This window comes from Nostocoides jenkinsii Ben 74 (assembly GCF_001046875.1).
GTDB classification, from domain to species: domain Bacteria; phylum Actinomycetota; class Actinomycetes; order Actinomycetales; family Dermatophilaceae; genus Nostocoides_A; species Nostocoides_A jenkinsii.
Window position 1 is genome coordinate 3,128,806 of sequence record NZ_HF571038.1, and the last position, 21,195, is coordinate 3,150,000.

At 69.3% G+C, this 21,195-nt stretch carries 23 protein-coding genes; 7 read left to right on the forward strand and 16 right to left on the reverse strand.

All coding sequences use genetic code 11. The annotated features are described in order from the left end of the window. A partial coding sequence (locus BN13_RS14965; protein WP_048548028.1) for a THUMP-like domain-containing protein occupies positions 1-697 on the forward strand: 697 nt, incomplete at its 5' end. A gap of 16 nt (positions 698-713) precedes the next feature. On the opposite strand, the gene BN13_RS14970 is transcribed toward BN13_RS14965, so the two are convergent. From BN13_RS14970 to BN13_RS14985, 4 genes are read right to left on the reverse strand one after another with little or no spacing between them, the layout of a single operon-like run. Next, complete coding sequence (locus tag BN13_RS14970) at positions 714-1,523, reverse strand: LLM class F420-dependent oxidoreductase (protein WP_048548029.1); 810 nt, start codon at positions 1,521-1,523, stop codon at positions 714-716. A 19-nt stretch (positions 1,524-1,542) separates the two neighbouring features. Continuing rightward, the gene (locus tag BN13_RS14975; RefSeq protein WP_053079813.1) at positions 1,543-2,157 is read right to left on the reverse strand and encodes a GDSL-type esterase/lipase family protein; all 615 of its coding nucleotides are present in this window, start codon (positions 2,155-2,157) and stop codon (positions 1,543-1,545) included. 34 nt (positions 2,158-2,191) lie between these two features. Further along, on the reverse strand, positions 2,192-3,028 hold the full coding sequence (locus BN13_RS14980) for a PfkB family carbohydrate kinase (RefSeq protein ID WP_048548030.1): 837 nt from the start codon (positions 3,026-3,028) through the stop codon (positions 2,192-2,194). Between the two features lie 13 nt (positions 3,029-3,041). Beyond that, the gene (locus BN13_RS14985) at positions 3,042-4,019 is read right to left on the reverse strand and encodes a nucleoside hydrolase (protein ID WP_235434072.1); all 978 of its coding nucleotides are present in this window, start codon (positions 4,017-4,019) and stop codon (positions 3,042-3,044) included. 69 nt (positions 4,020-4,088) lie between these two features. Between BN13_RS14985 and BN13_RS14990 the strand changes: the two genes are divergently transcribed. Then, entirely contained in the window at positions 4,089-5,342 is a 1,254-nt protein-coding gene (locus BN13_RS14990; RefSeq protein ID WP_162199975.1) for a glycoside hydrolase family 3 protein, read from the forward strand. Beyond that, positions 5,339-6,625: a glycoside hydrolase family 3 N-terminal domain-containing protein gene (locus BN13_RS14995; RefSeq protein WP_235434073.1), complete on the forward strand. Its 1,287-nt coding sequence runs from the start codon at positions 5,339-5,341 to the stop codon at positions 6,623-6,625. Before BN13_RS14990 ends, BN13_RS14995 begins: the two co-directional genes overlap by 4 nt. Before the next feature lie 84 nt (positions 6,626-6,709). Here the strand turns inward: BN13_RS14995 and tsaD are convergent, their stop codons facing one another. The 7 genes from tsaD to BN13_RS15030 form a co-directional block, all read right to left on the reverse strand. Beyond that, entirely contained in the window at positions 6,710-7,762 is a 1,053-nt protein-coding gene (gene tsaD / locus BN13_RS15000; protein ID WP_048548033.1) for a tRNA (adenosine(37)-N6)-threonylcarbamoyltransferase complex transferase subunit TsaD, read from the reverse strand. Next, positions 7,759-8,241, reverse strand: a complete 483-nt coding sequence (rimI, locus tag BN13_RS15005; RefSeq protein ID WP_048548034.1) for a ribosomal protein S18-alanine N-acetyltransferase — start codon at positions 8,239-8,241, stop codon at positions 7,759-7,761. The genes tsaD and rimI overlap by 4 nt, the downstream gene beginning before the upstream one ends. Continuing rightward, positions 8,241-8,912, reverse strand: a complete 672-nt coding sequence (gene tsaB, locus BN13_RS15010; protein WP_048549269.1) for a tRNA (adenosine(37)-N6)-threonylcarbamoyltransferase complex dimerization subunit type 1 TsaB — start codon at positions 8,910-8,912, stop codon at positions 8,241-8,243. The genes rimI and tsaB overlap by 1 nt, the downstream gene beginning before the upstream one ends. Before the next feature lie 5 nt (positions 8,913-8,917). After that, complete coding sequence (tsaE, locus tag BN13_RS15015) at positions 8,918-9,454, reverse strand: tRNA (adenosine(37)-N6)-threonylcarbamoyltransferase complex ATPase subunit type 1 TsaE (RefSeq protein WP_084733799.1); 537 nt, start codon at positions 9,452-9,454, stop codon at positions 8,918-8,920. Beyond that, positions 9,451-10,686 carry an alpha/beta fold hydrolase gene (locus tag BN13_RS15020; RefSeq protein WP_053079814.1) on the reverse strand — a complete coding sequence of 412 codons (1,236 nt, stop codon included), beginning with the start codon at positions 10,684-10,686 and terminating at the stop codon, positions 9,451-9,453. Before BN13_RS15020 ends, tsaE begins: the two co-directional genes overlap by 4 nt. Next, positions 10,687-11,871 (reverse strand): alanine racemase, encoded by a 1,185-nt coding sequence (gene alr / locus BN13_RS15025; RefSeq protein ID WP_053079815.1) that lies wholly within the window; start codon positions 11,869-11,871, stop codon positions 10,687-10,689. A gap of 85 nt (positions 11,872-11,956) precedes the next feature. Further along, positions 11,957-13,051 (reverse strand): bifunctional glycosyltransferase family 2/GtrA family protein, encoded by a 1,095-nt coding sequence (locus tag BN13_RS15030; protein ID WP_235434074.1) that lies wholly within the window; start codon positions 13,049-13,051, stop codon positions 11,957-11,959. 200 nt (positions 13,052-13,251) lie between these two features. Between BN13_RS15030 and BN13_RS15035 the strand changes: the two genes are divergently transcribed. After that, on the forward strand, positions 13,252-13,869 hold the full coding sequence (locus tag BN13_RS15035; RefSeq protein WP_048548036.1) for a DUF4956 domain-containing protein: 618 nt from the start codon (positions 13,252-13,254) through the stop codon (positions 13,867-13,869). Then, positions 13,866-14,639 (forward strand): polyphosphate polymerase domain-containing protein, encoded by a 774-nt coding sequence (locus tag BN13_RS15040; RefSeq protein WP_048548037.1) that lies wholly within the window; start codon positions 13,866-13,868, stop codon positions 14,637-14,639. Before BN13_RS15035 ends, BN13_RS15040 begins: the two co-directional genes overlap by 4 nt. Before the next feature lie 126 nt (positions 14,640-14,765). On the opposite strand, the gene BN13_RS15045 is transcribed toward BN13_RS15040, so the two are convergent. The 3 genes from BN13_RS15045 to glmS are packed head-to-tail and all read right to left on the reverse strand — an operon-like array spanning position 14,766 to position 18,491. Continuing rightward, positions 14,766-16,268, reverse strand: coding sequence for a bifunctional ADP-dependent NAD(P)H-hydrate dehydratase/NAD(P)H-hydrate epimerase (locus BN13_RS15045; protein ID WP_048548038.1), 1,503 nt, complete (start codon positions 16,266-16,268; stop codon positions 14,766-14,768). Further along, complete coding sequence (locus BN13_RS15050; RefSeq protein WP_048548039.1) at positions 16,265-16,624, reverse strand: holo-ACP synthase; 360 nt, start codon at positions 16,622-16,624, stop codon at positions 16,265-16,267. Before BN13_RS15050 ends, BN13_RS15045 begins: the two co-directional genes overlap by 4 nt. A 7-nt stretch (positions 16,625-16,631) precedes the next feature. Then, positions 16,632-18,491, reverse strand: coding sequence for a glutamine--fructose-6-phosphate transaminase (isomerizing) (gene glmS / locus BN13_RS15055; protein WP_048548040.1), 1,860 nt, complete (start codon positions 18,489-18,491; stop codon positions 16,632-16,634). A gap of 90 nt (positions 18,492-18,581) precedes the next feature. Here glmS and coaA point away from each other — a divergent pair, with 90 nt between their 5' ends. Continuing rightward, positions 18,582-19,529: a type I pantothenate kinase gene (coaA, locus tag BN13_RS15060; RefSeq protein WP_235434075.1), complete on the forward strand. Its 948-nt coding sequence runs from the start codon at positions 18,582-18,584 to the stop codon at positions 19,527-19,529. 22 nt (positions 19,530-19,551) lie between these two features. Here coaA and BN13_RS15065 read toward each other — a convergent pair whose 3' ends face one another. Continuing rightward, the gene (locus tag BN13_RS15065) at positions 19,552-19,800 is read right to left on the reverse strand and encodes a Kelch repeat-containing protein (protein ID WP_157038625.1); all 249 of its coding nucleotides are present in this window, start codon (positions 19,798-19,800) and stop codon (positions 19,552-19,554) included. Between the two features lie 613 nt (positions 19,801-20,413). On the opposite strand from BN13_RS15065, the gene BN13_RS19395 reads away from it, so the two are divergent. After that, positions 20,414-20,560, forward strand: coding sequence for a hypothetical protein (locus BN13_RS19395; RefSeq protein WP_157038626.1), 147 nt, complete (start codon positions 20,414-20,416; stop codon positions 20,558-20,560). A gap of 24 nt (positions 20,561-20,584) precedes the next feature. On the opposite strand, the gene BN13_RS15070 is transcribed toward BN13_RS19395, so the two are convergent. After that, positions 20,585-21,195 (reverse strand): aggregation-promoting factor C-terminal-like domain-containing protein (locus BN13_RS15070; protein ID WP_235434076.1); only part of this gene is annotated, 611 nt, incomplete at its 5' end.

The following is a 21,195-nucleotide window of genomic DNA, read 5'->3' on the forward strand; positions in this document are numbered from 1 at the left end:
TATCAACGGCCGGACTCGGCGGGTCTTCCGGGTTGAGGACATCTCGCCATCGTGGGACACCGTGCTCGCGATCGCCGCCGACGTGCCGGCCACCGGGGTGAAACTCGCCCCATCCTTCCCACACGACCGCATCCCCAATGGGACCGAAGCCCAATGGACGTCGTATGGCGGTGATGTCCTCGAATGCGCGCTGTGGTGGGGTCCGCTGGTGCGCACCTCCGGCCGGACCGCCCGCGTCCTTCACCCGGGCAGGCCACCGCTGACGGTCACCGAGGATGTGGCCGTCTCGGAGCCGCCCGTGGCGGCCGGCCTTGCGGACGTCTCGACCTGGCTGTATGAGTGTGACCGCGCCGTCTCGCTCGCCGGCCTCGTCGGCGCACTCACCGCGGCGACGGACGGCCTGGAACTCGAACCCGGGTTGGGCTACGTGACGAGCGCCGCGGCATACGACCTGGGGTTTGCCCGGCGGTTCCCGGTGGTCGAGGCGATTCCGTTCTCCGTCAAAGAAATGCGCGCGTGGATGCGCCGGCACGAGGTGACCGGGCTGACCATCAAGAAGCGGGGCGTGCGGCTGGACGAGGATGCGCTGCGCCGTCAACTCAAGATCGGGCGCGGGGCCGGATCGGGCGCGAGCGCCGTCGTGTTGCTCACCCGCGTCGCCGGGCAGCAGGTGGCGCTGGTGATCGAGCCCGCCTGAGGGGGCAATCGCCGACTCAGCTCGCGTTGAGCGCGTCGCGCCAGGCGAGCCAGGGTTCGACGTGGCTCACGTCGAACTCCGGGGCTCGGCAGTTCATCGTGAAGAGCCGCGCACCGAGGTCATGGAGCGGACCGCCTTCGACCTCCGGCGGCTCCGGGGTGCGGCCCTCGCGACCACGTCCGCCGACCCCAACCGAGATCTCGATGGAGTCGAGATCGCGGCCGACCGTGTCGCAATGCGCACGCAGCACTCCGAGCTTGTGCGCGAACAGCTCCCCTTGCTCGAAGGTGTGCCAGATGTCGGCGTGGCGGGCGACCAACTTGAGGGTCTTGCGTTCGCCGCCCCCGCCGATCAGGACCGGGATGCGGCGAGTCGGCGGCGGGTTGAGCGCGGCCCAGCGGGCCTCGATGATCGGCAGGGCGTCGGCCAGTGCGTCGAGGCGTCCGCCGACGGTCCCAAACTCGTAGCCGTACTCGGTGTAGTCCCGTTCGAACCAACCCGAGCCGATCCCGAACAGCAGCCGGCCGCCGCTGATGTGATCGACGGTCCGGGCCATGTCGGCGAGGAGGTTGGGGTTGCGGTAGCTATTGCAGGTGACCAGCGCGCCGATCTCGGCGCGGCGGGTCTGTTCCGCCCACGCGGCCAACATCGTCCAGCACTCAAAATGGCGGCCGTCGGGATCGCCATACAGCGGGAAGAAGTGGTCCCAGTTGAAGATGACATCGACGCCGAGGCCATCAAGGGACTGAACCGTGTCGCGGATGGCGACATAGTCCGCCTGTTGGGGCGCGATCTGGACGGCGATGCGGACGGGTCGCTCGGTCATACGAGCCACCCTAAGCGCGTCAGACGACGAGCCACTCGCGCCAGCCGCCGTTGAGGACGAGCCAGGCAATCAGGCCGTATCCGGCTTGGCCGGGGTGGTCGAGGATGCGGGCCGCCGCGAGGTCGGCCTCCCACTGGTCGTGGCCCAGCAGCGGGCGGAAGCAGTCGACGAAGTGGACGGCGCGGCGCGAGCACACATCGGCTTGGGCGTCGACGAGGACTTCGAGCATGGCGTTGACGGCCGGGTCGCTGCTCGGCGGGGGGCTCACGACGAAGGTCGAAATGCCGGTGCTCGCGGCGTCGTCGAGGATCGTGGCCAGGTTGAGGCGGTGACGCGCGACGCTGACGTTCTTGCCCACGTCGTTGGCGCCGACGGAGATGACCAGGCGGCGCTCACCACGGCCCGCGAAGCGCGGCGGGCACTCGCTACGGAACCGGTCGAGAACATCGGCGGAGCTCGATCCGCGCACGCCGAGGTTGTATGAGGTGACCTCAAGGTCGTCACTCTGGCTGCGGGCGATGACCCGGGTGACCCAGCCTTGTCCGCGCGGATCGCCGAGGCCGCTGACCAGCGAGTCGCCGAGGAATACCAGGCCGACGTCGCGGCGCTGCCAGGAGGTGGGGTCGTCAGTCACGTGCCTCACCTTAATTGGGTTCGTCGGCCGGTTCCTAGTCGGGCTGCTCGACAGGCGGTTGGGCGCCGCGATGACCCACCGCGGCAGCTCCGGCCGCGGCGGCGCGGCGCATGGCTTCGGCGCGGTCTGCGCCGGCCGCAAGGGCCGCGCAGAGCGCTCCGACGAAGGCGTCGCCGGCACCGGTGGTGTCCAGGATGTCCTCCGGGGCCAATGGGACGGCGGGCTCGAACAATCCGTCCCAGACGGCGCCATTGCCGCCCATCGTGACCAGGAGGGAGCCGACTCCGGCGCCGGAGTCGGCGAGTTGGAGCGCCTCGTGCTCATTGGCGACGATCGGATCGGCAAGGGCGAGAACGGAACTGGGCAGCTCGGCATACGGCGCGATGTTGATGACGACGCGGGCGCCGTGCTCGTGCGCGCGCTCCGCGGCCCAGGCCACCGCGGTCAGCGGGATCTCCAAAGACAGGAGGACGACATCGTCGCGCTGGAGGGTCGGGAAGCCATCGGGCCAGCGGGCCGCGGCGGAGTCGTTGGCTCCGGGGACCACGATGATGATGTTCTCGCGCGACTCATCCACCGTGATGTATGCCGCACCCGTCGGCTTATGCGCATCGCGAGTCAGGTAGGTGGTGTCGATGCCGCGGGCGGCGAGGCGCGCTGCATACGACTCCCCCAGGCTGTCGTCCCCAACGCACCCGACCATCAGCACGTCCGCCCCCGCGGCGGCCGCGGCAACCGCCTGGTTGGCGCCCTTGCCGCCGAACTGCTGCTCGTAGTCGCGGGCCAGGAGCGTCTCGCCTGGCTTCGCGTGGCTCTCGACGTGGGCGATGTGATCGACATTGAGCGATCCGACGACGACGACGCGGCCCATCAGCCGGCTCCCTTCATGGTGTTGGTCCAGCGTTCATGGTGTCCATCCACAGTCGGGCAAAGCGGGGCCCGTCGATGGCGAGGGCCACCTCGGCGACGACATCGGACTGACCGTGTGGGTCGTGGGCGAGGTCGCCGCTCCAATCGCGGTGATCGACGACCGTGCGACCTCGGGTGTAGCGGCCGGTCAACTCGACGCGGATCGGCAGCGGGACAGTGCCGATGCCCTCGGGATCGGCGACCGCGCAGACCGCGCCGGCATCGCCGATCGTCGTGGCGTCGGATTCAAAACGGCGACAACCGAATTCGATCAGACGGCCGGCAAGATCGGCGACCCCATTGCCAGGGTGGGACTGCAGCGCGCGGGCCTCGTCGAGGGTGATCATCGGCTCGTAGAACACGTCGAGTCCGTACATCACAAGGTCGATCCCTAGGTCCGCGCACGCGTCCAGGACGATCGCCGCCGCCTCCGGGTCGTGGAAGACATTGAACTCGGCCGACGCGGTGGCGTTGCCGCTGGCCGCCGCCCCGCCCATGAACACGATGCGCTCGATGCCCTCGGCGACCGCCGGGTACGTGCGCAGCAGCAGCGCGATATTCGTCATCGGCGCGAGCGGGATGAGGGTGATCGGGCGGCCATCCGCCGCCGCGGCCAGGAGTTCGTCGCGCAGGAGTTCGACGGCGTGACGAGCCTCGGGTCGGCGACGTGACGGGGAAAGGCCGAGATCCCCCATACCGTCGGCGCCGTGGACGTGCCGGGCATCGACCGGATCTTCCAGGAGGGGGCGGGCCGCGCCCGCGGCCACCGGGACGTCGGCGCGGTCGGCAATGTCGAGGACGGTCATGGTGTTGCGGGTGACATCGGCGAGCGAGGCGTTGCCGCCGACGCAGGTGACCGCCCGCAGGTCGAGGCCAGGATGACGCGCGGCGAACAGCAGGGCGCACGCGTCGTCGACACCGGTGTCGACATCGAGGATCACCGGTACGCGCACGAGCCGCAGCCTAATCATCTGGCCGTCTTATGGTGGGGGCGGACTTATGGTGGGCGGGTGATTGGTCGTATGCCGCGGGCTCGCCTCGCCGGGCTGCTCGCCCCGGTGATGGCGGCGGGAATGGTGCTTGGGTCGGGGACCGCCGTGGCCGCAGTGGCGGCCGCCGGGCCGGGCGGGGCCGCGGGAAGGCCGGGCCAACCGTCGCTGGCGCTCGGACGTCAGTTGAGCAGGAGCGCAACGAGTACGACCGGGGTGAGACAGGGCAACGAGCGTTCGGGGTGCATCGCCGATCTCGACCGCGATCTCAACACCCGCGAGCGCGTCGGCCAACTGGTGTGGGTCGGCCTCGCCGCCGACCAGGCCCCGACCGGTGTCGACTCGGTCGTGACAACGAATCGCCTTGGCGGCGTGGTGCTTTTAGGCGGTTTCCATAGTGGGATCACGGCGACCGCGAAGACCACTGCCCACGTCCACGGGCTGAGTGACACCCGCGCGCGGATCGCGATCGCCGCCGATCAGGAGGGCGGCTATGTCCAACAGGTGCAGGGGTCGGGGGTGAGCACCATACCGACGGCCTTTGTGCAGGGACGGACGTATGGACCGAGCACCACCCTGCGCAACCTGACCACGCGCTGGGGCGGGCAGCTCGCGGCGGCCGGGATCGACGTGAACCTCGCGCCGGTGGCGGACACGGTCGCCAAGGACTTCATGTCGCAGAACGGACCGATCGGTCGCTACCAGCGCAACTATGACTATGTGTCGAGCCGCGTGGCCGCCGATGTCGGTGTGGTCATCGCCGGAATGCACGCCGGTGGGGTGGCGACGACGGTCAAACACTTCCCCGGCCTGGGCCGGATCACGGGCAACACCGACACGACCGCGGTCGGCATCACGGACACGACCACGACGGCCACCTCGGGCTACCTCGACCCGTTCGCGGCCGGAATCGCGGCGGGCGCCGATCTGGTGATGATCTCGAACGCGTGGTACTCCAAACTCGATGCGACACACCAAGCTCCATTCTCCTCGGCGATCGTCACCGGGCTGCTGCGCGGGCAACTCGGCTATCGTGGGACCGTGGTCAGTGACGACCTCGGCAATGCGGTCGCGGTGTCGTCAGTGCCGGTCGCGCTCCGGGCGACGCGCTTCATCCGCGCCGGTGGCGACATCGTGCTGACCGCCGATCCGTCGACAGTGCCGACCATGACGCGCGCGATCATGCTCGCGCGGGCGTCGAGCCCCACGTTCAAGGCGCTCATGGACGCCGCCGTGCTGCGGGTGCTGACCATGAAGACCGAGCGCGGCCTGACGAGGTGCTCGTGAAGCACTTACGCCCGCAACGGGTTTCTTCGGCAATGCTGGCTGTCGTGATGCTGACCGGCCCGGTCGCGGCGTGCCGCGCCGGGGGTGACGCGACCTCGTCGGGCAGTGATTCGTCCGCCGCGGGGTCGACGTCGGAGCCCGGTGCTGAGTCCAGTTCTGCGCCAGAGTCCAATGGTGGGTCGAGCACGTCCGGCGAGACAACATCGGGCGGGGCCGGTTCGAGCAGCGCCGCATCCGGGTCGTGTGTGGCCGATCTAGTCGCGTCGCTCACGCCGCAGCAGCGGGCGGGACAGTTGTTGATGGTTGCCGTCCAAACCGGCGGGGTGGCCGGTGTGGCGAAGCTGGTCGCGAACGGCTCTGTCGGCGGGGTGATCTATCTCGGCGGCTGGTCGGGGGCTGCGACAGTCGCGGCGACCTCGCGAGAACTGACCGCGGCGGCGCCCAGCGAACTCGGCCTGTTCGTGGCCGCGGACCAGGAAGGCGGGGAAGTTCAGCAGCTGCGCGGGGCGGGCTTCAGCGACATACCGTCCGCTCAGGAGCAGGCGGCCCTGGGCTCGTCGGAGCTCACTCGCTCCGTGCAGGTGTGGGCCGGCGAACTCGCCAAGGCGGGCGTCAATGTCAACCTCGCGCCGGTCGCCGACGTCGTTCCCGCCTCAATCGGGACGGCGAACGGCCCCATCGGGCGCTACCACCGGGAGTATGGCGCAACCCCCGCCGCCGTCTCCCCCGCCGTTGCCGCCGTCATCGCGGGCCTGCACGCCGGGGGTTTGGCCGCCACGGTCAAGCACTTCCCGGGCCTGGGGCGAATCAGCGGCAACACGGACACCACGACGGTCGGGATCACGGATGCCGAAACGACCGCTGACGATCCGGCACTGGAACCGTTCGCGGCCGGGATCAAGGCGGGCGCCGACATGGTGATGATCTCCTCCGCGCGCTATCCGAAGCTTGATCCGGCGAACCAGGCCACGTTCTCGAAGGCCATCATCACCGACTTGCTACGCAGCAAAATGGCGTATGGCGGTGTGGTCATCACCGATGACGTCGGCGCCGCCGTCGCGGTTCAGTCCGTGCCGGTGCCCGACCGCGCCACCCGCTTCGTCGCCGCCGGCGGCGACATAGTCCTGACCGCCCGGGCCTCCGATATCACCCCCATGCGCGACGCTCTGGTGGCCGCCGCCGCGGCCGACCCTGCCGCCGCCGACCGGATCACCGCTGCGGTGACGCGCGTGCTGACGTTGAAATCGGCATACGGCCTGACGCGTTGCTCCCCCGGGGAGTAGCCCGCCCCGCCCCGGAAGGAGGTCCGCCCCGCCGCTCGTGAGGCTTTCCTGCCGCCGCGGACGCACTGCAATCAGGCGGGCCCGTCAGGCGGGGACGTGCGCGACCGTGACCGGCAGCGAGGAGTCGGCCGGGAGGTCGAGGCCTGACGGGGTCCGGCCCCGCGTCACCATCTGCGCACCGAGCGCCGCAACCATCGCCCCGTTGTCAGTGCACAGGCCCGGCCGGGGGACGCGCAGGCGTATGCCCGCCGCCTCGGCGCGCGCCTGCGCCATCGCCCGAAGCCGGGAGTTCGCGGCCACGCCACCCCCGATCTGCAGGTCCGTCACGCCGTGCTCGCGCGCCGCGTCGATCGCCTTGCGGGTCAACACGTCCACGACCGCCTCCTGGAAGGACGCCGCCACATCGGCCACCGGGATGTCGCGACCGGCTGCCCGCTCTGTCTCTACCCAGCGCGCCACCGCGGTCTTCAAGCCGGAGAAGGAGAAGTCGAACCGATGGCGCTGCAGGTCGCGTCCGGAGGTGAGCCCGCGCGGGAAGTCGATCACGATCTGGCCATCCCTGGCCGCGCGGTCGATGTGCGGCCCGCCCGGGAAGGGCAGCCCGAGCACGCGAGCCACCTTGTCGAAGGCCTCCCCCGCCGCGTCATCGATGGTCGCGCCCAACGGGCGTACATCCTCCGTGACATCCGGAACGAGCAGCAACGACGAGTGCCCTCCCGAAACCAGCAGTGCCAGAACGGGTTCAGGCAACGGTCCGTGCTCGACGATGTCGACGGCCACGTGCGCGGCGAGGTGGTTCACGCCATACAACGGCTTGTCGAGGGCGAGCGCCAAGGCCTTGGCCGCAGCCACGCCGACCATCAACGTGCCGGCCAGTCCGGGCCCGCAGGTCACGGCAATGGCGTCCAGGTCGCGCAGCGTGACGCCTGCTGTGGTGCACGCGCGCTCCAACGTCGGCAGCATTGCCTCGACGTGCGCCCGACTCGCGACCTCGGGCACGACGCCGCCGAACCGAGCGTGTTCGTCGACGCTGCTCGCGATCGCGTCGACCAGAAGTTCCTCGCCCGAAACGATGCCGACACCCGTCTCGTCACACGACGTCTCGATGCCCAACACCAGGGGCTGCTCGCGGTTCATCGACGGATCTCCTGCTCCCCCAACAACTTTCGCATGACCAAGGCGTCGATATCGCCCGGCTGGTAGTAGCGACGACGAGTCTGAATGACGGCATATCCGTGCCGGCGATAGAGGCGGATGGCCGGTTCATTATCGGCCCGCACCTCCAGGATCACGGCCTCTGCCCCGCGCGCCACCGCCGCGTCCTCAAGGCGGCCGAGCAACCGATCCCCCAGCCCGGTGCCCCGCGCCGCCGGCGTCACCGCCACCGTCATGATGTCGCTGACGTCCCCGCCGTGGTCGATACCCGCGTACGCGACGACATTGCCGTCCGCATCCTCGGCGAGCACGTACTCACGCCGCGGTCGATGCGCCAACTCGGCCCACCACGACTCGGGGGCCCAGGGATCCGTGGGAAAGATCTCGCGCTCCACCTCGACCACACGCGCGATGTCCGGCCACGTCAGCGCGCGCACAACGAGTCCCGCCGCGACCATCATCACGAATCCCTCGGCAGCAGAGTGGATTTCGGCTTCCCCGGCTCCTGGACGTCGGGGCGACGCAAATACATTGGTATGACGGGGAGCACCTCCCCCGCCGCCAGCAACCGCCGAGCCACGCGCCCCAGCGAACCCCCGGACGCATCCAGGGGCATGGCCGGCCGGGCGAAAACGTCGGGATAGAGCAGCGGCCCGCGACCGGCCACCGGCAATGTCACCACCTCTGCCGGCAGGTCGGCCGGACGGGACACCTCCGGCCCGGAAATCCGTTGTGCCACGGCGCTTTCCGCACGGTAGCGCGCCCAATAGACCTCCTTGCGCCGTGCGTCCGTGGCCACCACGAACTCACCGGCGGCCTGCGCGGCATACTCCTGCGCGAGCGCGTCGAGGGAGCACACTCCGTGCACCGGCACCCCCAGGGCGAAGCCAAGGGTCGTCGCCGTCACGACGCCGACACGCAGCCCGGTGAACGGCCCCGGACCCACGCCGACCGCGATTCGCGACACCTCGGAAAGCGTTGAATCGGCTTCGCGCAGAACGGTATCGATGGCCGGAGCCAGTACTTCGCTGTGCCGGCGGGGGTCCAGCACGGCGCGCTCGGCGCGTACCTCGTCGCCGGCCAGCAGCGCCACCGTGATCGCCGAGGTGGACGTGTCGAGGGCCAGCATCATTTCGCTCACGACACCTCCCCAGCGAGGCCGACAGATTCGTCGTGGGATTCGTCCGCCAGCGCGGACAACGCCGCCCGAACCGCCGGAGTGCTCCATCTCGCCCCTGAAGTGCGCAGCTGCACCTCCCGCACCTCGGTCGCCGGATCGGCGATCAGGGTGATCGCGAGGTGGTTGTCATCCAGGTCTTCGGCCATCCCCTCACCCCACTCGACGACGGTCACGCTCTGCTCCAGCGAAGAGTCGAGATCCATGTCATCGAGTTCGGCTATCGAGCCGAGCCGGTAGGCGTCGACGTGCACCAAGTCCGGACCATCTCCAAGACTGGGGTGGACCCGGGCGATCACGAAGGTCGGTGAGGTCACCTCGCCGCGGACCCGCAGTCCGGCGCCAATGCCTTGTGTCAGAGTGGTTTTGCCCGCACCGAGATCCCCGGTGAGGACGAGCAGGTCGCCGGCGCGCAGCATGCTCGCCAGTGCTCGTCCCCAGTCACGCACGTCCTGCGCCTCCCGCAACACGATCGGGCCGTATGCCGCGCGGCTCACCCCCGCCGCCCCTCACCTGACGTCGTGGCCCCTGCCCGGCGAGGCGTGCGCCCTGCCCCGGCCTTCGCGGACTTCTTGGCCTTCGCGGACTTCTTGGCCCTCGCGACCACACCTCGCCGACGCATGTCGACCACATGCGTCACGCCGGGATCCAGCGCGTGCGGCGCGGCCGAAGCCACCCGGTCGAGCAGGGCGAGAATGTGCAAGTTCACGAGGCTCGGATGCTCCAGCATGACCAAGTGGCCAGCATCGGCGATGACGAGGTGCTCCGCCTCGGGCAAGGCCGCCACGATGGCGTCACTGTGCTCGGGCGGGGTGATGACATCGCCCTCGCCATTGATCACCAGCACCGGGAGGTCGGCGAAGGCCTCCAGGGCGGCATTCTTGTCGTGCTTCTCCAGGGTGCCGATGAACGCCCCAACCACGGAGAGGTCGGTGCCCATGAGCATATCGGCGCAATAGCGCACGGTCTCCTCAGACACCGGCGAGGCGAACGAAAAGCGTTCCACGAAAAGGGATTCCACGTCCTGGCCGACATGGCGCGCCCGCTTCCACAGGTCCGGCCGCCGCGAGATGCTGCCGAGCATGCGCGGACCGACGCGCGACAGCGCGCCGCCGAGCACGGTGCCGAAACCGGCGGTGACCATGCCGGCGCCGCCGGCCGAGGTGGCCACGAGCACGACGGCAACCACGCGCTTGGCGATGAGGTCGGGGAATTGCGCGGCGAGGGCCATCACGGTCATACCGCCCATCGAATGACCGATCAGGACGATCGGAGCATCGGGAGTCGTGGCCGCGATGACCCGCTCCAAGTCACGCCCGAGCTGATCGATCTCGTCGCGCGCGTCCTCGCCGCGGCCGGAGCGGCCATGCCCGCGCTGATCCCACAGCACGCAGCGATAGCCCGCCTCTACCAACGCCCGTCGCTGGTGAATCCAGGAGCCGATCGCGAGGCAGTAGCCGTGCGAGAAGATCACCGTCGGGCGCATCTCGCTCCCGGGAGGCGTGTCGATCTCGACGTGAAGGGCGAGCCCGTCGTCAGTGGTGACCCACTGAACCTCGCCCGGCACCCATGTGAACGGATCGGGCGCGCCAACGTCGAGCGCATCGACGCCGTCCAGGGTGCGACGCTCCTCGGCCGCCGACCGCACCGCGCGCACTGTGGCGCCCGCGGCACCCGCCACCACGGCGACCCCCAACGAGCGAAGGACGACCGAGCGCATCCGCGCCATCTAGAGGTCCCCTCGATAGAGCCTCGGCAGGCGCGGCCCGATGCGAGTGACCAACTCGTAGTTGATCGTCCCGGTCGCCGCCGCCCAGTCCTGCGCTGTCGGCAGGCCATCCTCGCCGGCCCCCCATAGGACCACCGGGTCCCCGGCAACTGCGGTCGAGCGCGGACCCAGGTCGATGAGGAACTGGTCCATACAGACGCGGCCAGCGATCGGCATACGGCGGCCGTCGGCGAAAACGGGCGCGACGCTGGAGGCGTTGCGCGGGACTCCGTCCGAATAGCCGAGCGGGACCAGTCCCAGCCTGGTCGCCTCCGAGGTGACATAGGTATGGCCGTAGCTCACCCCGGCTCCGGCTTCGACGTCTTTGACTAGGGCCAGGCAGGCGACGACCCGCATCGCCTCCCGGAGTCCGTAGTCCGCCGGGGATCCGAGGTCGGGCACGGGGGAGAGTCCGTAGACCGCTAGCCCGGGACGGACGAGGTCATAGTGGGCTGACGGATTCGTCAGTGTCGCAGCGGAATTCGCCAAGTGTCGGATGACATTCGTGATCCCGACGCCGGCCAATTCGGCAACGGCTTCCTCGAAGACGATCTGCTGTTGTCGCACGGTTGGGTGATCCGGGGCATCGGCGTAGGCGAAGTGCGACCAGACGCCGATGACCTCGACGGAGCCCTCGGCCACGGCCGACGCCGCTTGGCCGATCAGCTCGGTCCAGCCGGGCCCGCGTGCCCCGCCCCGGGCGAGGCCGGTGTCCACCTTCAGGTGAATGCGGGCCGTAGTGCCGCGGCGGCGGGCAGCGGCGACGATCTCGGCGAGGGCCCACGGGGCCGAGACGCTGAGGTCGATCCCGCTGAGGATCGCGGCGTCGACGTCGGCGCCGGGGACGAACAACCAGGTCAACATGGGCGCCGCGATCCCAGCCGCCCGCACCTGGAGGGCCTCGTTCAGCTGCGCCACGCCGAGCCAGGTCGCGCCGCCGGCGAGGGCTGCCCGGGCGCTGGGCAGGGCCCCGTGCCCGTAGGCATCGGCCTTGATGATCGCCATCACGTCGGCCGCCCCGGCCCGACGCTTGAGTTCGCGCACATTGTTGGCGATGGCGCCGAGGTCGACCTCGACGAAGCCGGATAGTCCGCCGGTGTCGGGCGGCAGGACCAGCGCTGGGCCGAGAGTGGGAATGGCGTCCATGAGGCCTTGAGTCTAAGTCTCGGCGCAGCCGGGTTGTCTGCACCCAGGTCGTGCGCTGGGTCCCTTCGCCACCGGGACGCCCCGGTTAGCGGCCTTGGGTGAGCCGACCCGGAACGATGGCATCCGCCGCCAGGGTGGCCGGGGCGGTCCGGCGGCCAAAGACGAGGCGGGACTGCACGGCATACGAGATAAAGAAGAGCAGGCCCTCGGTGATGACCTTGGCAGCGAGGAGGCCGAGGCCGGCACCGACATACAGCAGGTGCATGAGCGCCCAGTTGGCGGTGAGGATGGCCAGAACGAGGGCGGCGTATCGGCGTCCGGAGTTCGCACTGTCGCGACCGAAGACGAAGCGGCGATTGGCAAGGTAGTTCGCTCCCGCGCTGGTGGCCCGCGCGCCGACCACACTGACCAACAGGCTTCCGGTCAGCGCGTGCAGCACGAAGAGCATCACGTAGTCGATGACCGCAGCCACGCCCGAGGAGGCGCCGAAGCGGAGCATCGGCGCATACACCCGGGCCGAGTCCTGGAGCGGACGGAAGTGCGAAGAGGAATTGCCGTCGAGATATACCGTCTCGATCGGCACCTCCACGATGCGCTTGCCGTCGGGCTTGGCGCGCAGGAGCAGTTCAAGTTCATACTCAAAGCGCTCCCCGGGGACCGAATCGAGCCAATCCAGCATCGAGGCCGGATAGCCCCGCAAACCGGTTTGCGTGTCAGTCAGGTCCACCCCGGTGGTCAAGAAGAACAACCGCCGAGTGATGCCATTGCCGACCCGCGAACGCGTGGGAACCGGACCGCTGAAAGCGCGCGCACCGAGCACCATCGCGTCCCGCTCGCTCGCGACCCGGGCAGCCACCGCGAGGATGTCCGGCACCGTGTGTTGGCCATCGCTGTCGGCGCACACAATGTTCTGCCCCGGCCACATCGCTGCGGCGTGCCAGAAGCCGGTCTTCAGCGCGCGCCCCTTGCCGCGGTTTTCGGCGTGGTGCACCACGATCGCGCCTGCGTCGCGCGCCGCCTCAAACAGCTGCCGGTACGCCGCGCCCGACCCGTCGTCCACCACCAGCACCTCCAATTGTGCTGCCCGGGAACGAATTTCGCGTACGAGTGCAACCAAGCGCTCGTCGGGTTCGTAGGACGGGATGAGGACGATCATGAGGAGCTCCCTTGCGATGGGCATCGGATAAGGCGACGCTCCGAGACTCCGGCCGGTGCCTGTGCTGGGCCTGTGGCATGACCGTGCGGTCGGCATGACTGGCGGCCATCGCACTCTTAGCCGGCTGAGCAGGTGGTCACAGCAAGCGCACAGGCTCCGCAGGATCAATAGGGGTCACAACAAACCCCGATCCCTCCCGGATCCCAACCAACCGGAGCTCTACGATGCCCGCACTCGCGATCTACGCCGCCAACGTCTTGGCGATCCTCGTCCTGGTCTTCGGCCTGTACTTCCCGCGGCACCGCCGACGTGATCTCGTCGCGGCCTACCTCGGCGTGAACATCGGGGTGATGGCCGTCGCATCCGCCCTCTTGGACAGCGCGGTCAGCGCCGGCCTAGGCCTCGGCCTCTTCGGTGTCCTCTCGATCATCCGGTTGCGCTCGGATGAGTTGGCGCAGCACGAGGTGGCGTATTACTTCAGCGCCTTTTCCCTCGGCCTGCTGAGCGGGCTGTCGGTGGGAGCCGCCTGGGTGCCGATGGCCCTGATGGCAATCATCGTCGCGGTGATGTGGCTCGGTGACCACCCGCGTCTATTGTCCGGCTACCGGCGCCAATTGATGGTCTTGGACAAGGCTTTCGATGACGAGCGGGCCCTGGTCGCCCACCTGGAACAGCGCCTCGGCGCGACCGTTCACGGCGTGAGCGTCAAGAAGGTCGACCACGTGAATGACTCGACCGCGGTCGAGGTGCGCTACGAGGTGCGCGAGCACGCCGCGCCCGCCCTCCCGGGCGTCCGCTCGACGTCGGTCAGCGAGCCGGGCCCCGCCCGAGTCGCGTCATGACTGGGCTCGCCCGACTGGCCCCGGTTGGCCTCGACGAACTGATCGAGGTCGCCGGGCTCCAGACCCGGATCGATCGCAAGTACGCGCTCAGCACCGGCGATCTCGCCATGGTCGTGGACCTACTCCCGACCGGCACGCGAGTGCTCGACATCGCGGGGTCCCGCGGATTCGGTTATGCAAGTGTGTATTTCGACACTCCGGAGCTGCTGAGCTATCACCAGGCCGCCTACCGGCGCCGGCGGCGGTTCAAGGTCCGGACCCGCACCTATCTCTCCTCGGGTGAGGAGGTGTTGGAGGTCAAGACCCGCACCGGGGAGGCGACGGTGAAGGACCGACTGCCGGGGCGGCATACCGAAGATGGTCGTCTCACCTCCGTCGGTGCCGATTTCGTATGCCGCGCCCTCGCCCCCGCGGGCATCGATACCTCCCCTATTGGTCAGCTGGCGCCGGTGCTCACCACCGCGTACCGCCGCAGCACGCTGCTACTCCCCGAGGCCGCGGGTCGGGTGACGGTCGACACCGACCTGACCTGGGTCGATGCGGCCGGCCCGACCCTGACCCGCCCCGAGCTGGCGATCATCGAGACCAAAGCGGCCCGGCAGGCGACGGATGTGGACCGTCTGCTCTGGTCCCTCGGCATCCGCCCGGCGCGGGTGAGCAAGTTCGCTACCGGCCTGGCCACCCTCCGCCCGACCCTCCCCGCCAACCGCTGGGCCCGGACCCAGCGCCGGTTCTTCGCGGCGGCGGCCCCAGCTCCGACCTTCTGCTAGCAGCAGTTGGTCAACTGTGGACACCTTGCAAGCTGTCCACAGTTGACTAACGTGTGCTGAGTTGGCCGACTTGGGCACCGGCCGGGTTCGAGCGCGCGAGAGGCCCAGGGGGCCGCGTGCCAACGGTCAGCCCGCGCGCAGCAGCCGCGCAACAGTGCCCGGGATCGCCTCGGCCACGGCCAACGCCCGCACCGGTCCACCTGGGTTGGCGTCGTCGGCCGCGACACCGTGGACCAGCGCACCCACGGCGCCGGCCTCGGCGAGCGGAAGCCCCGAGGCGACGAGTGCGCCGAGCAACCCGGCCAGCACATCGCCCGCACCCGCCGTCGCGAGCCAGGCAGGCGCGTCGTTCTGGCTGTATGCCGCGTCCGCCTCAACCACGATCGTGGTCGCGCCCTTCAGCAGCACGGCCGCGCCCGTCAGCGCCGCCAGCCGCTGAGCGCTGCCCAGCGGATCGGCCTCGACCTGCGCCCGCGTCACCTCAACCGCATCGGAACCATCAGGCCCACCGGATCCATCAGGCCCAACGACACCACCCCCCAGCCGACTCAACAACCGGGCCGCCTCGCCGGCATGCGGCGTCAACAGCGTCGGTCCGGAACGGGGTCCGTCAATCAAGTCCAACCCGCCCGCGTCCACGACAACCGCCTCGCCCCCGGCCAGCACCTCGCGGGCCACATCGAGTTGCGCCTTCACCCCCCGCGCCCGGGAGGTCACATCGAGCCCCGGACCGATCACCCACGCCTGCACCCGTCCCGCACCAATCACGACCTCGGGCACCACGGCGCGAACCAGGGCCTCCGGCGTCGGCGTGCCGACGTAGCGCACCATCCCAGCACCCGCGCTCACCGCGGCAGTGCAGGCTAAAACCGCTGCCCCCGAATAGTTTTCGCCACCAGAAATGATCCCGACGACCCCGCGCGAATACTTGTCATCCGTCGGCCCCGGCACCCGCCACAGCGCACGAACGTCACCGCGATCCAGGCGCCGCACCACCGGTTCGCCCGCGCCATCCGCCGGATTCAGTCCGATGTCGACCACCGTCAACAACCCGCACGCGGCCTCAGTAGCCGGCAACAGATGCACGGGCTTCAGCAGCGAGAAGGTCACCGTCTCGTCCGCGAAAACCCCCGCCGGATCCGCATGCCGCCCGCTCGGGTCTTGTCCCGACGGCAGGTCCACGGCGATCACGTAGGCATCGGCCGCGATGGCCTCCACCCAGGCGCGGGCCCAGTCGGGCAGTCCGGGACGCCCACCGATGCCGACGATTCCGTCCAGCACCAGATCGCCCTCGGCGATCAACGCCGCCGCCTCGCCACCGGACTCCACCAGCACAACCCCGGCGGCGCGCGCCGCGGCATACGCCCCTGCGTGCACCGTCTCGAGGTGCACGGCCCCGCACGGCACCCCGTCGGCGGCGAGGCGGGCCACGGCATACAACGCATCCGCGCCGTTGTTGCCCGGCCCCACCAAGGCGACCACTTGGCGGCCCCCCGTCGCGGCCAACCGGGCTCGGGCGACCGCGACCAGACCCTCGACGGCCCGAGCCATCAACTCGCCCTCGGCGAGCTGCGCCGCGGCGGCGGCCTCACAGGCATACACACCCGGCACGGCATAGGCCTCGATCACGACACGACCCTCTCGCAGACGACCACGGCGGACGCGATCCCGGCGTCATGTGACAGCGACAGATGAACCGAGGTGATCCCCAACTCCGCGACTCGTGCCGCCACGGTCCCGCGCACCTCGAAGCGCGGTTGCCGCGACTCATCCCGCCGCACCTCGGCGTCCTGCCAGTCCAGACCGACTGGGGCTCCCAACGCCTTGGCGAAGGCTTCCTTCGCCGCAAACCGCGCCGCCAACGAGTTCAGCGGCAGATCCCGTTCCTGCGGCGTGAACAGGCGCTCCCGCAATCGCGGTGTGCGCGTGAGCGTTTCGCCGAAGCGCGCGACATCGACCACGTCGATGCCGACCCCGAGGATCACCCCGCGCTCACTCGACCGTGACCGACTTCGCCAAGTTGCGCGGCTGGTCGACGTCGAGCCCCTTGGCAGTCGACAGGTGCAAGGCAAACACCTGCAAGGGCACCACTGCGAGCAGCGGCGCCAGCAACGGCGGGCATTGCGGGATGCGGATGACCTCGCTCGCGAAGGGCACCACATCCTCGTCACCGTCGTGCGCGATGACGAGCGTGCGCGCCCCGCGGGCGCGAATCTCCTGGATGTTGGAGACGACCTTTTTGTGCAGCTCGTGCGGCGTGTCCGGGGCGGGCACCACCACGAAGACCGGCTGGCCGGCGTCGATGAGCGCGATCGGCCCATGCTTCAACTCACCAGCCGCGAAGCCCTCGGCGTGGATATACGCGAGCTCCTTGAGCTTCAGCGCGCCTTCCATCGCCACCGGGAACCCCACATTGCGCCCGAGGAAGAGCACCGACCGCGTGTCGGCCATGAAGTTGGCCATCTCCTCGACGCGATCCATCCGCGTCAGCAGTTCCTCAATCTTGGCGGGGATCTCGTGAAGGTCACGCATGACCGCCTGCGCGGACTCCGCATACGACCCACCGCGCAACTGCGCGAGATACAGACCCAGGATGTATGCCGCGGTGATCTGCGCGAGGAAAGCCTTCGTCGACGCGACCGCGATCTCCGGGCCCGCGTGCGTGTAGAGGACCGCGTCCGACTCCCGCGGGATCGTCGAGCCGTGCGTGTTGCAGATCGACACCGTCAGCGCGCCCATGTCACTGGCGTGCTTGACCGCCATCAAGGTGTCCATCGTCTCGCCCGACTGGCTGATCGACACGACCAGGGTGCGCTCGTTGACGACCGGATCGGCATACCGAAACTCGTGTGCGAGAGCGACTTCCACGGGAATGCGGGCCCAGTGCTCGATGGCGTACTTCGCGACCATGCCGGCATAGGCGGCCGTCCCACAGGCGACGACGGTGATCTTGTCGACGGCCCGCAACTGCTGCTCGCTGATCCGCAGCTCGTCCAGAACGAGGGCACCCGACTCGTCCGTGCGCCCCAGCAGGGTGTCGGCGACGGCGTGCGGCTGCTCGTTGATCTCCTTCTCCATGAAGGTGGCATAGCCGCCCTTCTCCGCCGCCGCCGCGTCCCACGTGACCTCATAGTGCTTGCCTTCGGCGGGCTCGCCGTCGAAGCCGATCACCGAGTGTGCGTCAGGGGTGATCGTGACGATCTGGTCCTGGCCCAGCTCCAGCGCATGCCGGGTGTAGCCAATGAAGGCCGCCACATCGGAGCCGAGGAAGTTCTCGCCCTCGCCGAGCCCGACGACCAGCGGGCTGTTGCGCCGCGCCCCCACGACCACCCCGGGCTGGTCGGCGTGCACCGCCAGCAGGGTGAACGCGCCTTCGAGTTGCTGGACGGCCCCGAGCATCGCCTCGGTCAAGTCACCCGTGCGGTCGAATTCGCGGCCCACGATCTTGGCGGCGACCTCGGTGTCGGTCTCGGAGTCGAACTGGACGCCCTCGGCGAGCAGCCCCTTCTTCAGCCCGTGGAAGTTCTCGATGATCCCGTTGTGGATCAGGGCCAACTTGTCGCCACTGCCGCCCCGGTGCGGGTGCGCGTTGCCGTCGGTCGGCCCGCCGTGGGTCGCCCAGCGGGTGTGCCCGATGCCGGTCCGCGACCCCGCGAGGGGGCGGTCATCCAGCGCCCGCCGCAGATTCTCCAGTCTGCCCGCGCGCTTCTCGGTGGCGACGCCGCCGTAGGTCACCAGCGCCACCCCGGCCGAGTCGTAGCCGCGGTATTCGAGCCGGGCCAGACCTTCCATGACGACATCGAGGGCCTTGCCATCGACGTTGGGCCCGACATATCCGACGATTCCACACATAAGCCCCAAGGGTAGGGGCCCCCAGGCCGCCCAAGGGGACCGGACACGACGACGGCGGGGAGCGGCGCGGCATACGACACAATTGCGGGCGTGCCCACGACGCGTGGCGAGGTCGCCACCCCCAGTCCGTATGCCGAGTTCGGCCGCCGCGAGTGGGCTCACCTTCGCGAGAACCACCCGATGAGCCTGACTCAGGACGACCTGAGTCGCCTGCGGGGGCTCACCGATCCGCTGGACCTGCGGGAGGTCGAGGAGGTCTATCTGCCGCTGTCCCGGCTGTTGCATTTCTATGTCGAGGCCACGCACGGTCTGCGGCTGGCGACCAGCGAGTTCCTGGGCGAGCGGCCGGCGCGGGTGCCGTTCATCGTCGGGGTGGCCGGGTCTGTGGCGGTGGGCAAGTCGACGACGGCGCGCATCCTGAAGGAACTCATGTCGCGCTGGCCGCACACCCCGCGCGTCGAACTGGTCACGACCGACGGCTTCCTGCTGCCCAATGCCGAACTGGAGCGGCGCGGGCTGATGCACCGCAAGGGTTTCCCGGAGTCCTACGACCGCCGCGCCCTTCTGCGTTTCGTGGCCGAGATCAAATCGGGGATGGCCCGCGTCGACGCGCCCCAATACGACCATTTGACGTATGACGTTCTGCGGCAGTCTCATTCGCTTGCCAAGCCCGATGTTCTCATCCTCGAAGGGCTCAACGTGCTCCAGCCCGCGCCGGAGCGCTCGGATGCGTTGGCTGTCAGCGATTTCTTCGATTTCTCGGTGTATGTCGACGCGCCGCCGGCGCTGGTGGAGCGGTGGTACATCGAACGCTTCCTGCGGCTGCGCCGCACCGCCTTCGCCGATCCCGACAGCTACTTCCGACGGTATGCCGCGCTCTCCGACGCCGAGGCCGCCGCCACCGCCCTCGGGATCTGGAAGTCGATCAACGAACCCAACCTGATCGAGAACGTCCTGCCCACGCGCGGCCGAGCCACCCTGGTTCTGACGAAGGGCGAGGATCACAAGGTGGAGCGGATCCGGCTGCGGAAGGTGTGAGGGCTCGACCGGCCTGCCCGGGTCAGGACCTCGGTATGGCGAGCCGCCACGCTGCGCTCGTTAGGCCCGCGGCCGAGCGGTAGCCGTCCGCCTCGTCATAGCCACCGGCGACGACGATTCGATCGTCCAGGACGACCCCGGCCATCTCGATCCACTTCCCGCCCGGTGGGAGGTCGAGAGTGGTCCAACTGCCGGTGGAATCGTCATACAACTCTCCTTGGGTGACCAGTCGAGTGCCGCTGCCCGCAGCCTCAAGGGGGGATGGAGGCACCTGTGGCACAGGCGGATTCGGAAGTGCAGCAAACTCTCCCGTGACCGGGTCGAGCCGACCGCCGGACCAATCCCGCATCGGTCCAGGCGAGAACTCGGTCGAATGAGGGGCCGAGAGGATCGGGGGGAAGCAGGTCCCACGTCCCGGCCACCACATCGAGAACGTGGACGCGTGCACTATCACCGGTGGACGCTTCGTCAGAGCTCCGTGCGGTGAAGTAGTGGTCCGCGCTCCCGGCCTGAGCACCATAAGCAGAGGGAGTCGGCGGAGATGGGAGCGGCCGAACCGCGCCGGACTCCGCGTTCACCGCAAGCAACTTCGTGCCCAGTGCGACCACCGCGGTCCGGCCTACCGCCACGGGTGAGCTGACGGGGACCGCTCTCTGCTCCGAAAGAGATCCGGCGCCAGCGCCCACCGGGGTCCAGGATCGCACCATCGCTCGGCCAGGAGTCGGGTCCCATGCAGGAGGCATTGGGCGGGCACGGTGTCGTCGCATAACCGCCGACGAAGAAGGCCCAATCGCCCACCCGCGCCGACGTCATCGCGGAGCGGGGAGTCAACGGGATGGGGTCGAGTGCGGTCCAGGCGCGGGCGTTCGAGCTAAGACGCGCGCGTGAACCAATCCGCCGCCCACGTGGCGAAGCTCCCGATGATGCGGGGCCTGGAGTTGGATGAGTGCCCGCGGCACGACGGGCGCGATGCGCTGTTCACCCTCGCCGCATTTGTGCTATTCCTGGCAATCGCCCTCGCGCTGGCCTAAGCACGGCCGCCGGGGCTGACGCCTTTAGTACCAGTGCGGGTAGCGCGAGTTCCAGGTGTTCCAGGCGCTGCAGGGTGAGCCGTAGGCGTCCTTGATGTAGCCAAGCCCCCACCGGATCTGCGTCTCGGGGTTGGTCTTCCAGTCCGCGCCGGCTGATGCCATCTTGCTGCCCGGCAGGGATTGCGGGATGCCATAGGCGCCAGAACTGGCATTGGCCGCCTGGTAGTTCCACGCGCTCTCGCCCGTCCACAACTGCTGCAGACACTGCCACTGGTCGGCGCCGAAGCCGTAGTCGTCAAGCAGGCTCTTGGCGACCGACTGCGGGTCGTTTTGGGCCGCGGCCAGAGCCTTGGCCTTCTTGGCCGCGGCGGCCTTCTTGGCCTTGGCTTTCGCCGCGGCGGCCGCCTTGCGACGCGCGTCCTCGCGTTGAGCGCTGCGGGACGCAAGGGCGTCGGCGCGCACCGCTTCCATCGCGATCTCGCTCATGGTGACGTCGTGCTGCTGCGCGGCTGCGGCGGCGGCGACACCGGCGGACAGGTTGACGGTCTCGGCGGCGTCGGACGAGCCGACACCGAGCGCGCCGAGGGCGAGCGTCCCCGCGAGGGTGACGGCCACAGCCCCGCCGACATGGCGGG

Bases quoted from the DNA above. Each gene is read 5' to 3' on its own strand.
- BN13_RS14970 (WP_048548029.1), bottom strand. From the start codon at position 1,523: ATGACCGAGCGACCCGTCCGCATCGCCGTCCAGATCGCGCCCCAACAG.
- BN13_RS14980 (WP_048548030.1), bottom strand. From the start codon at position 3,028: ATGGGCCGCGTCGTCGTCGTCGGATCGCTCAATGTCGATCACATCGCC.
- BN13_RS14990 (WP_162199975.1), top strand. From the start codon at position 4,089: ATGCCGCGGGCTCGCCTCGCCGGGCTGCTCGCCCCGGTGATGGCGGCG.
- tsaD (WP_048548033.1), bottom strand. From the start codon at position 7,762: ATGAACCGCGAGCAGCCCCTGGTGTTGGGCATCGAGACGTCGTGTGAC.
- rimI (WP_048548034.1), bottom strand. From the start codon at position 8,241: ATGATGGTCGCGGCGGGACTCGTTGTGCGCGCGCTGACGTGGCCGGAC.
- tsaB (WP_048549269.1), bottom strand. From the start codon at position 8,912: ATGATGCTGGCCCTCGACACGTCCACCTCGGCGATCACGGTGGCGCTG.
- BN13_RS15020 (WP_053079814.1), bottom strand. From the start codon at position 10,686: ATGGCGCGGATGCGCTCGGTCGTCCTTCGCTCGTTGGGGGTCGCCGTG.
- alr (WP_053079815.1), bottom strand. From the start codon at position 11,871: ATGGACGCCATTCCCACTCTCGGCCCAGCGCTGGTCCTGCCGCCCGAC.
- BN13_RS15030 (WP_235434074.1), bottom strand. From the start codon at position 13,051: ATGCCCATCGCAAGGGAGCTCCTCATGATCGTCCTCATCCCGTCCTAC.
- BN13_RS15035 (WP_048548036.1), top strand. From the start codon at position 13,252: ATGCCCGCACTCGCGATCTACGCCGCCAACGTCTTGGCGATCCTCGTC.
- BN13_RS15040 (WP_048548037.1), top strand. From the start codon at position 13,866: ATGACTGGGCTCGCCCGACTGGCCCCGGTTGGCCTCGACGAACTGATC.
- glmS (WP_048548040.1), bottom strand. From the start codon at position 18,491: ATGTGTGGAATCGTCGGATATGTCGGGCCCAACGTCGATGGCAAGGCC.